The sequence below is a fragment of the Orlajensenia leifsoniae genome, assembly GCF_004570845.1.
Classification (GTDB): domain Bacteria; phylum Actinomycetota; class Actinomycetes; order Actinomycetales; family Microbacteriaceae; genus Orlajensenia; species Orlajensenia leifsoniae.
In genome coordinates this window covers 176,286-186,574 of sequence record NZ_SPQZ01000006.1, presented here as the reverse complement: position 1 = coordinate 186,574, position 10,289 = coordinate 176,286, and the positions used below count along the sequence as shown (strand labels likewise).

Below are 10,289 nucleotides of genomic sequence, written 5' to 3'. Positions count from 1 at the left end.
ATCAGAATTTCGCATTAGCCTGCCAGTCAATTGCTGAGCGAACTAGGCATGTGACTGCGAGTTCGCGCACGCTTGGAGACTCTATTCCCCGTTGAACGGCCCGGCCTAGGTCGACGTCGAAGGCGAACGAGTCAGGATCGGCCACCATGCCTGCCGCTGCCGCTCGCGCGCGACTACGCGCAAGCATGACGTCAGTCTCATTGGCAACCTGTGCTGCCGCATGCGAGGTCACCTCCCTCAGTGAGGTCGTAGCCAAAAGGGCATCCTTCGCAGCGTCGAGGGCGTTCGTAGCAGTGGTGGCGAGGTTCCCCCACCCGAGTACTTCGTGGAGTGATGAGATACGACTGCGATTGAGGTTGGTATCAGCCCTTGGGTTGAACGGCGCGTTAAGGAACTCCAGCGTTCGTTCATCATTGACGGAACGCATGGTGCTACTCGCTATCCACACACGTTGTTCGAATGGCGGCAACGCCCAGTCGCAGCGCCTGAGAGCTGTCGGAAATTGGGTATGGCTTCCTCCCAGCAGTTCCACAATCCGCGAGGTATCTGCCTCCACAAGGAAGTCGAACCCGAAGTAGACAAGAGTGTCCTCAGCCCATAGCGGATCGAGTCTCCACATCGCGCTCGCCTGGCCGCGATCGTCGAGTTCGAGAACCCGTTCGACACCATCGATGAATGGGTTCCCCCGCCGGAAGAGTCGCCTCGCGGGCTTCACCGACCAGCGATCGAAGTTGCCGATCCGCGACTTCTCGGCGACGTTGAGGAGCCCTACAAGTTGAGGGCTTAGCAGAGGTTCTGCCCGAACGTCGGCTGCGAACCTGATGCTCCCATCCCATGGGCGCTCTTCAAATCGGAATCCGTCATCACCAGCGATCAACGCTCTGAATCGCTGGTCGATGGCCGTATGCCTGTCGTCGTACCGCGAGATTCGTTCAGCGAGTGCGGCCTCCTGACTCACCGAATCCCAACTCGACTCCAGGGCGTCTAGTTCATTGATCCGCCTCGTCTCATCGGCAATTGCCTCGCGTATGTCCTCTCCGAGCGCCGCGAAGGCCTCCACACCGTCCTGCACTAACGTTCTCCACGCCGCGACGGACAGGCGGTCAATCGCCTCATGTTCGGCGGAGACGGATCGATCAAATGAGCCGAAGCCACTAGCGAGGAGACGAGCCCAGGTGGCGAACAAACTGTATGAATTAGTGTCGCTCAGAATGATGCTTCGCGCCGTGAGTGCTCTTCCGTATCTGTCCACGCGACCGATGCGTTGCTCGAGTTGATTCGGATTCGCTGGAAGGCGGAGGTGAATCACGAGGGTCGCATCCTGAAGGTTTCGCCCCACATCTCCGGACTCGTCGACCACGAGCACGCCGCCATTCGCGCGCCATTTGGCGACAGACTCCTCCCGTTCAGCATCAGTCTGTGAGGTGAGGTGCCCGAATGCCGATCGGCGGCCGCTCATCGAATCTTGAAGGCCGTTCAAGAGCGCTGAGGCCAGCGACCCGCGGCCGCAGAACACAACAGTCCTTCCTTTGTGTCTCGTGCTCCCGGCAATACGCTCAGCGAGTTGTGGGAGCGCATCGAGTTCTCGTTTACCGAGTTCGTCACTCAATGCAAGTTCGAAGGGGAGGAGCGGAGCGGCTTCGACGATTTCGCGTTCCTCGGGCGCAAGCGCCAGCGTTGGCCCACCTTCTGTGCGGGACCGCAAGATGTCAGCGAGATCCTCTGCCGTCCCGCCGACGCGGGACATGAGAAGTCCTGCAAGCCGGCCATACGGTGCGGGTGGGAGATCATGATCAAGAATCTCGATGCTGCAGCCAGAAACCCACCGTTCCACCACGTCTGCAGCGAGGTCCAATTCCCGCGAATCGAGCGCCTCCACTCGGGGCCTACTGCGGCCCGTCACCGAGAACGGCGCCATGATTCCGTCGTCATCGAGTCTTTCGTGACCGATGCTGTGACGCCGGTTGCGGATGACGCGATGGTGGAGACGGTACGTCTCGGAAACGTGGGCGCGTACCATCGCGACCCTCCGACTCAACTCCGTCTGATCGGCCGCACCGATCGACGGAAATGTCCTCATTGTGGCCGCGGCCAAATTGCTCAATAGATCGTCGGCAGGAAGTTGTGACGTCAGACGACCGAATTGGTACTCAAGCAAATCTGGGTTCTCGGGATCGGGATCCTCATCCAGCGCATAAACCGCCAATGCGAGTTCGCGTCGTGCGTCAAGCAGTAGTTCAAATTCCGCGCGCCGCTCCCAAGAGAACAAGTCGCGATCGAGGAGATGCAACATTGCTAGATGCGTACTACTAGCCCGGGTGAATGGAGTGGCCGACAAGAGCAGGAGCCTTGGCGCAGAATGAGCAGCGGCGGCGAGCATGCGATAGGTCGGCTCATCCGCGCTCTCCACCGTCGCGAGTAGGTGGGCTTCGTCGACGACGAGGAGGTCGACGCTGCCGAATTCGGCCCACGACCGAGTGTCGCTATGGCCGACGACCTTTACCCTTTGCCCGAAGTCGCCAATGAAGAACTTGTCCCTCAGTTCTGAGCGCCACTGCTCAACGAGCGCATCCGGACAGACAACACCGACTTTCCGGCTCGGGTCATCGATGAGCGTTTGGCGAATGACGAACCCAGCTTCAATCGTCTTGCCCATGCCCACCTCATCGGCTAGCAGGTATCGCTGGACCGGATCGCGAATAATTCGGAAAGCAGCCGCAACCTGGTGCGAGTGCATCTGCACTCCCGACGAGGCTATTCCCGTTGCGGAGGCGCTAGAGGCCCGATCAGCCAGAAGCATCGCCCTAACTGGTAGGCGCGAATCGCGGTATCGCGGAGATTCGTTGCCGCCAGCGATGAGGATGTCGACGGGATGCTTTGGCCTCTTGTCCCACCGCACCCGCACGATACGGCCCGGCACTTCGATGTCGCCATTCGAATTAGGCAGTCTCACGTAGTACGTCGGGCGCCCGTCGGCCCCGACGCCATCAGCCGTAATCCGCCCAGCGTGCCACTGCCCCCCGGTGTCCTTCAAGAACACACGGGTCTGGCGCCCGAGGTAGACCGGCGACAACTGCATTGTCGCCACCTCAACGACGCCAACGGACGGTTCGGCGACTGATTCGAAAAACTCCACCGTTGCCAAATCGTCGGCGAGCCCGGCGATTATGCCAATGCCTGGAGCACCCGCGAAAGTCACATGGTCTCCGACGCCGAGCCGGAATGCACCCACTGAAATACCCCTTGTCCCCCACTCCATCGTGCCCTTGTTTCACACCCTAGCCAGTTGGCCGGGCGGCGCAAAGGCGCCATCCAGACCCAAAACGGGGTGCTCGGGTGGGCTTGCGAACACGGCGGGACATTTGCCGGCGATTGTGCTGGTGGTTTTGGCGACTCCCGCAACGCTCCTTGCGAGAATTCGCCGAAATCTCGAGGTAGCGCCGCGACAGCGGTAAATTCGTATCCGCAACTCGGCCTCGAACCATGGTGAAGGTTTAGACAACGAGCGCCGGGATACATGAGTGCGGCCCGACGCCGAAGACCGCCGCCAACGGCCGAACTGTCGCCTCCCGACGAGGTCATCGACACCCGACTTCCCCGATGACTAAAGGCCCGCAGAAGTTGAGTGTCGGTGGGCCCTGTCATCCTGCTCTACTGCCCATTCGGGCCGTCGGCACCCACTCCCGAGCCGGCGTCGCATTCCATACGTGGAATGCGATGCCGGCGGGTGATCGTCAATGTCGCTCCGTCGCGCCCTGATGTCCTCGTGGACAGGGCGGCGGAGCTCTTCGCAGTGAGGAAAACACCCATGTCGAACCTGCCCCCGGCCGATCCGGCCGCCGAGACCACCGCATCCGCTCAGCCCGCGCTGCAGCCGAACGGCCAGCAGCCGGCGCCGCCTGCGTATGCGCCGCTGCCGACAGCCGCACCCGCGGACGCTGGCGCTTCCGACAAGTCGTTCGTGCTCACCTGCCTCTTCGCCTGGTTCCTCGGATTCTGGGGCGTCGACCGCTTCTACCTGGGCAAGGTGGGCACCGGTCTCGCCAAGCTCTTCACGCTCGGCGGCCTCGGCATCTGGGTGCTGGTCGACCTGATCCTCGTGCTCGCCGGAGCCCAGCGCGACCGGCAGGGTCGCCGCCTCGCCGGCTACGACGCCCACAAGAAGATCGCGTGGATCATCACCGGCGTCGTGGTGGCCTTCTCGATCATCGTGTCGAGCGTGACCAACGCCTCGGCATCGCGGACAGCAGCGCCGATCAGTGCGCCGGCGGCCGAAGAGGCTGCGGACGACTCGACGTCGGAGGCTCCGGATGCCGCCGACGACGCACCGGCCGCCGAGCCCGCACCGGCTCCTGAGGTGGAGACACCCGCCACCTGGGCTGACGACTCGTTCGGCACGTTCGCGCCGGAACCGCACACCGGAGCGGGCGACAATCTCATCACCCTCCCCGCCGGAGCCTCCGCGGGGATCGTGACGGCGACGCATGACGGGTCGTCGAACTTCGCCATCTCGGTACTCGACACGTCGAACCAGCCCACCGGCGAGCTGCTGGTGAACACCATCGGCGCCTACTCCGGAACCCGCGCCTACGGCTTCAACGCTCTCGGCGAGGGAACCACGCTCCAGATCACGGCCGACGGCAACTGGTCGATCACCGTGTCGCCCGTCTCTGCGGCACCGGCGCTTACAGCATCCGGAGCCGGCGACGCCGTCTTCCTCTACGACGGAGGCGCGGGCAAACTCACCGCCACGCACGACGGCATGGCCAACTTCGTGGTCATGGAGGAGACGAATAACGCCTTCAGGTTCGGCCTGCTGGTGAACGAGATCGGCGCCTACTCAGGCACCGTGCCACTGAGCGCCGGCCCGTCGGTCATCAGCGTGCAGGCTGACGGCGGGTGGGCGCTGACGGTCGGCTGACATGAGGTCGAGGGAGGAGGGGATGCGCTGGATCGCGACCTCTCCTCCCGAGCAGCGTTGCGCATTCTCGACTGATGGAAGACATCAAGCCTCGGTTAGCGACGCTCTTTGGAATCGCCCTACGTCTCATCGCCGGGCATGAACGGCCAGCCGGGGTCTTCGAAGTTCGGCAGAGTCTGATTTCGACGCACGGTGCCGAGCATCTCGACGTACCAACCTGCGTATTCCCAGTCCTGGCCGAGCCCTGGATCCCGACACGCATCGAGGATTCGGTCGGCCATGGATTCAGCGTCCGTCTGAGCATCTACAGGAAGTCCAGCGACGGTGAACCCATCGCCGGTCGTGTAGACGAAGCATGAGCCGGGATCAAAGGTTCCCGGCCAATCCCGGAGGGCGTCAACGCTCCCGATCGTCGCGCGCCATTGCATCCCGGATCCGGAGATGTTCGGAAGGATGCGTAGCCGCTGATGGCCACGAGAGTGCAAGAGGGCGACCGCCTCAAGGATCAGCCGGCAGACGGACCAGAGGTCAAAGGCAGATGCATCGGGGTCGATGGTCGTCGGGATGTCAAAAGATTCGAGGGTGTAGAGGTAGAAACCAGGGATGCGTATATTCGTGTCGCCGATCGCGATCCGATGAACCACCCCCTTCGAACTCGGAACCACGGAGTACGTCGTTTCCCCGGCGATGAGGCCTGCCAAGTAGGCAGTGACGCCACCACGAGTCGTGTCGGGGCGGAGCCAACACACCGTCCGCCCTATCAAGACTCTCATCTGTTGAGAGTTGGAACCGGAGCCGATCGTGGGCGCGATGGTTTCGGATAGCCAAATCAGCAGCCCGGAATTGAATTCCGCAAGTGTGGCCACCGACGATTCTGGCGAGGAAACGCCCGCCACGCCGGGGACTGCAGGCTTAGGATCCCACGGCGTCCAGACCGCGTCGGAGCCGAGATAGTCGAGACCGTTACCTCCATGGGGCGGGCTAGGCGCCACCGTTTCCCCCTCCCTTGGGTTCCATATCTATCCCGGAGGATATCCGGTACGGGCACGTGGCGTCTGTTCCGAGCGAGAGGGACGCTGTCCCATGGTGAGCTCGTGTTCGGCGTGTTGGATCGTACAGTCGCACCATGGACGCGGCCCCTTGAGATAGCTTGTCCGCGAGCACGTCGTCCGCCCTGCTCTAATCCGGCCAGAGGAATTCAACCGCAGCATGGAAGCAGAGCCCGCCGAGCGCGCCGATGACAGCCGCGCCGACATCGATGATCAGCCTTTCATCCAGGCGAACGAGAAGGCCAAAAGTCGGTACGGCCGATTCAACCTTGCGATCGTCGGAGGAACTGGCGTGGGGAAATCCTCGCTCGTCAACGCGGTCTTCGGAAGGGACCGAGCCAAGGTTGGAAAGGGCCTTCCTGTCACGGAAGGCGTCAACTACTACCACGATGAGTCTCTTGGGATCTGGGACTTCGAAGGATTCGAGATCGGTTCAAGCAAGTCTCCGGCTGACACCCTCCGAGCACACCTGAGGACCATCTCGAATGGGCCTACTGAGCAGCAGATCGCCGTCGTCTGGTACTGCGTCACCTCAAATGCAGACCGGCTCACGAAGCCCGACATCGAGATGATTCGTGAACTCCATGCATCAGGACTTCCCGTCATCCTCGTTCTCACCAAAGTCGCATGGACCAAGAATCCGATCACTGGAACCCACAAAGCGACGAAGGGCGTAGAGGAGTTCCGCGATTGGCTCCTGGACCCCATAGACGCGAACGGTAGCCCCATCGATATACCCGTCCAGCGCGTGATTCTCACCTCGGCGCACGGAAAACATGGAAAGGGTCAGGGTCACGGACTCGGTGAGCTCGTGGCGGAAACTCTTGCTCTTTCTCCAGAAGACGAGAAGGACGCGTTTCGCATCGCTCAGCGACTCAATCTTCCTTGGAAGCGCGACTTGGCGCGACCGGTCATTGCTGCTGCAGCGACTGCAGCCGCCACCACCGCTGCAGTCCCGATCCCCCTCGCAGATGCGGCGGCTCTGGCGCCGATTCAGATGACGATGATGGGGCGAATCGCCGCGATCTACGACCTCGAACTCAAGACAATGCTCTCGACGTCTGTCCTAGCTCAGTTGGGAGCCCAGATTGCCGGAAAGGCACTGGCGCGCAGCTTCATCAAGCTGATTCCTGGCGCCGGCAACGTCGTGAACGCGGCCGTGGCTTTTGCTCTCACCGCGGCCACCGGAGAAGCTTGGCTGCGGCTGTGTGAACAGATCCATTTGGGCAAGATCGATCCGACCCAGGTCAGTAGCGCTTGGAGCGATTACAGTCCCACTCTCATCAGTGTCATCAAGAAGATGACCGAGCAACGATTGGCGAGAACCTGAAATCCGTGGGTCCGGCGCGAGCGACCATCGGCCGATCCAGATGAGGACGCCCACAAAAGTAGGGCTGTGGTTGGCGGCGCCGCTGCTAGTAGTTGGCTTGCTCGGCGGGCGGAGCAGCGTTGGCCATCGGGCCGCTGAACCCCTTCCTCGCGGATCCGTTCAGCACATCGTCCGAGACACGCAATACTCAGGTGATCGAATCGATCACGCGTCAGCAGCAGATCGTACTTCTGAGCCTCGGTATCCATGGTCTCGAATCGAGGGAAGACAAGACGAGCTTCGCTTGGTGGGACATCCCGGTCCCGGGGACAGAGAGAGTCTCATACGTCGAGTACTCATTTGATGCGAAGTTGGGCATCGACGGTCAGGATGTGACGATCGAACAGACCGGCGACGATGAGTTTCTGATCACGGTCCCTGAGTTCGTGTTCATCGGTCATGAGAACGAGCGATTCGAGTTGGCGACTGAGAGCAACGGTGTTCTGAGTTGGATGACACCCGAGATCGACAAACTCGAGATGGCCAGTCGGATTCTCAACGACGACACGGAGCGCGAATACGTCGACAAGAACTCCGACACCTTGAGGGATCAAGCAAAGTTCTTCTACGGCAGCATCATCGGTGGGATCGATCCGGCAATTGTCGTCAGGTTCGCCTTCCAGCCCTGACGCCAAAGGCAATGGGAATCGACGCGCTCAGGTCAGTGCAAGAGCTTCCCTCACCGACACCCGCACCTCCTCAGCGATCTGCCGCATCGCAGCGCGGATCGGCGAGTGCTCTCGCTTCAATCCGCCTGCGGCGTCACTCCACGGCAGGCCCATGCTGCCCAGGCGAGCGATCGCCTCGTACTCGGCGGGGAGCACGTCGACGTGGGCACCCCCATCCTTGTTCGCGAGCCAATGCACGATGAGTCGCCTAGACACCTCCGTGCCGTGAACGTCCCACATGCGAGACGACTCCCACCAGTACTTGAACGGCACATGGTGCTGACCGACAGGAAACTCCTCGAACGCCGGCGCCCAGCCGATGAGCTTCATGTCCTCGTTGAGTCCGAGCGAGGCGTGCGCGATCGTGAGAACGGATGCCGCCTGTCGATGCCCCGCTGACTGCCGCTCCCTGATCGGGGCGATCTGACCGGGAATCGAGCCGTCAGCCCACGGCATTTCATCGCGCATCGACATGCGAGACAGCAGGCTCGTCGCCACCTCGGAATCGTGCGCGAGTACACGCACCGTCGTGGCCAGTCGCTTGGCCTCGGCCCGATTTCCCAGGTCGTAGGCAGCGCAGGAGGTGTCGATGAAGCTCAGTTGTTCGGCGACGTGAACGAGCAGGTCGCCGTCGATCGACGTGGCATCGAACCGGCGCGCGAAGCGTGCCTTGAGCTTCTCGCCCGGTGTCGACATGCGTCCCCCTCAGCTCGACACCTTACGGGGTCTTGGCGCGGCCAATCTTCTCCCAGAACTGGGGCGACGCCGCCCAGCCTGGGCGCCGATGCGGGTGCTCTATTCGGGTGAGGGGGTGCTCGCTCGAAGCCGCCCCCTCAGCCCTCGCGCTCACGACTCCGGCGGGTCTCGCGGTCGTTGGCTCGCTGGATCTCCTCGACCAGCTCGTCCTTCGTCATGGTGGAGCGGCCAGGCACGTCAAGGCGCTTCGCGATGTCGTAGAGGTGGCGCTTCGAGGCGTTCGCATCCACCCCGCCCGCGGTGTCGCCGGATGGGCCGGGCTGAGCCGCGCCCTCGTCACTCGGACCCCACTCGGCCTTCGCCTCCCAGTGATCCCCGACCTTCTCGTACTGGTGCTTGAGCGCCGCGAACGCCGTGCGATGCGCACGCTCGCCCTCGCCGTAACTCTTCACCGCGGCATCGTGGGTCTCGAGCCAGATCTCCTGCGCGTGCTTCGGCGACCGGGCGATCGTCGACGGCAACTCCTCGCGTGCGGGCATCGTTCCTCCTCGCGTTCCTCGTTCTCACGGTACGCCGGTGACGACGGATGCGGTCCGCCGGCCACCGGCCACCCTCCTCGTTCTACAGCCCGACCGATCCGTTCACCGCGCTGTCTGCGGCGCCGATCTGGTCATCGGCCGCGTCGGTCGAGTCATCCGTTCCGGCCCTCCGGTTGTCGACGTCGGCGGTCGACTCATCAGCCGTGTATTCGCCCGCACCGTCGCCCCCGTCGTCGCCCGCGACGCCGACAGCCTCACTGGCAGCACCCGGCATGGCGAATCCCGCCGCGTTCGGCGATGCGCTCTTGTCCGCGTCTGAATAGTCCTTGGTCTCGTCGCCGAGTCCACCCTGATCCGCCATGGTGCCCTCCTTCATCTGTCGCCGACATGGCGACAGCTCCAGTCTGCGCGCGGCCCTTTGGTCTCGTCGCGGGGTTGCATCCGGAGCTGTGTCGTGGTTCGAGGGCGGCATCCGTTGTCGAACTCGCCAGCTCGGCATCGACTGCGCAGTGAAGCGCCCACTCTGGACACGTCGGTCGAAGAGGGCCATCCTCGTGGCTATGCGCCAGGTTCTCGCCACCACCCAAGCCCCGAGCTCGCCGATGTTCAGTCAGGGCGTCAAGGCCGGCCCGTTCGTCTACGTCTCTGGCACGGCCGGAATCGACGTCGCGACCGGGAAGCTCGCCGGGCCCACGATCGGCGAGCAGGTCAGGCAGGCGCTGACCAATTGCGAAGAGGTGCTGAAGGCCGCGAACGCGACCCTTGACGACGTCGTGGAGGTGGGCGTGCTGCTCGCCGACCCCGACGACTTCGCGGGGATGAACGAGGAGTACGCGCGCTGGTTCCCGATCGAGCCGCCCACGCGGTACGCCGCGAAGCTCGGCGCGGTGATTCCGGGGGTGCTGGTGTCGATCCGGATGACGGCGTACGTCGGGTAGCGCGCCCACACTTTGGTCGGTCGGGGTGACGGATGCCGTCAATCTGACCCGTGCGCACGCTCGCGGCGCCGGCGCCGCGCCAGCGCAACACCGCGGCCCGAGCAGTTCG

9 protein-coding genes are annotated in these 10,289 nt (G+C 63.0%); 4 read left to right on the top strand and 5 right to left on the bottom strand.

The features are described 5' to 3' along the window. Position 1: 1 nt before the first annotated feature. Complete coding sequence (gene dpdE / locus E4M00_RS15230) at positions 2 to 3,259, bottom strand: protein DpdE (RefSeq protein WP_135121335.1); 3,258 nt, start codon at positions 3,257 to 3,259, stop codon at positions 2 to 4. A 549-nt stretch (positions 3,260 to 3,808) separates the two neighbouring features. Between dpdE and E4M00_RS15225 the strand changes: the two genes are divergently transcribed. Continuing rightward, entirely contained in the window at positions 3,809 to 4,921 is a 1,113-nt protein-coding gene (locus E4M00_RS15225; protein ID WP_135121334.1) for a TM2 domain-containing protein, read from the top strand. 119 nt (positions 4,922 to 5,040) lie between these two features. Here E4M00_RS15225 and E4M00_RS15220 read toward each other — a convergent pair whose 3' ends face one another. Beyond that, on the bottom strand, positions 5,041 to 5,787 hold the full coding sequence (locus tag E4M00_RS15220) for a hypothetical protein (RefSeq protein ID WP_135121333.1): 747 nt from the start codon (positions 5,785 to 5,787) through the stop codon (positions 5,041 to 5,043). Positions 5,788 to 6,130: 343 nt separating this feature from the next. On the opposite strand from E4M00_RS15220, the gene E4M00_RS15215 reads away from it, so the two are divergent. Both E4M00_RS15215 and E4M00_RS15210 read left to right on the top strand, forming a co-directional pair. Beyond that, entirely contained in the window at positions 6,131 to 7,300 is a 1,170-nt protein-coding gene (locus E4M00_RS15215) for a GTPase domain-containing protein (RefSeq protein WP_135121332.1), read from the top strand. A gap of 191 nt (positions 7,301 to 7,491) precedes the next feature. Next, positions 7,492 to 7,968 (top strand): hypothetical protein, encoded by a 477-nt coding sequence (locus E4M00_RS15210; RefSeq protein ID WP_135121331.1) that lies wholly within the window; start codon positions 7,492 to 7,494, stop codon positions 7,966 to 7,968. 27 nt (positions 7,969 to 7,995) lie between these two features. Here the strand turns inward: E4M00_RS15210 and E4M00_RS15205 are convergent, their stop codons facing one another. The 3 genes from E4M00_RS15205 to E4M00_RS15195 form a co-directional block, all read right to left on the bottom strand. Continuing rightward, on the bottom strand, positions 7,996 to 8,703 hold the full coding sequence (locus E4M00_RS15205) for a hypothetical protein (RefSeq protein WP_135121330.1): 708 nt from the start codon (positions 8,701 to 8,703) through the stop codon (positions 7,996 to 7,998). A 137-nt stretch (positions 8,704 to 8,840) separates the two neighbouring features. After that, complete coding sequence (locus E4M00_RS15200) at positions 8,841 to 9,242, bottom strand: ChaB family protein (protein WP_055908328.1); 402 nt, start codon at positions 9,240 to 9,242, stop codon at positions 8,841 to 8,843. Positions 9,243 to 9,324: 82 nt separating this feature from the next. After that, complete coding sequence (locus tag E4M00_RS15195) at positions 9,325 to 9,603, bottom strand: hypothetical protein (RefSeq protein WP_135121329.1); 279 nt, start codon at positions 9,601 to 9,603, stop codon at positions 9,325 to 9,327. Positions 9,604 to 9,751: 148 nt separating this feature from the next. On the opposite strand from E4M00_RS15195, the gene E4M00_RS15190 reads away from it, so the two are divergent. Next, complete coding sequence (locus tag E4M00_RS15190; RefSeq protein ID WP_240037185.1) at positions 9,752 to 10,180, top strand: RidA family protein; 429 nt, start codon at positions 9,752 to 9,754, stop codon at positions 10,178 to 10,180. The last annotated feature ends 109 nt before the right edge of the window (positions 10,181 to 10,289 follow it).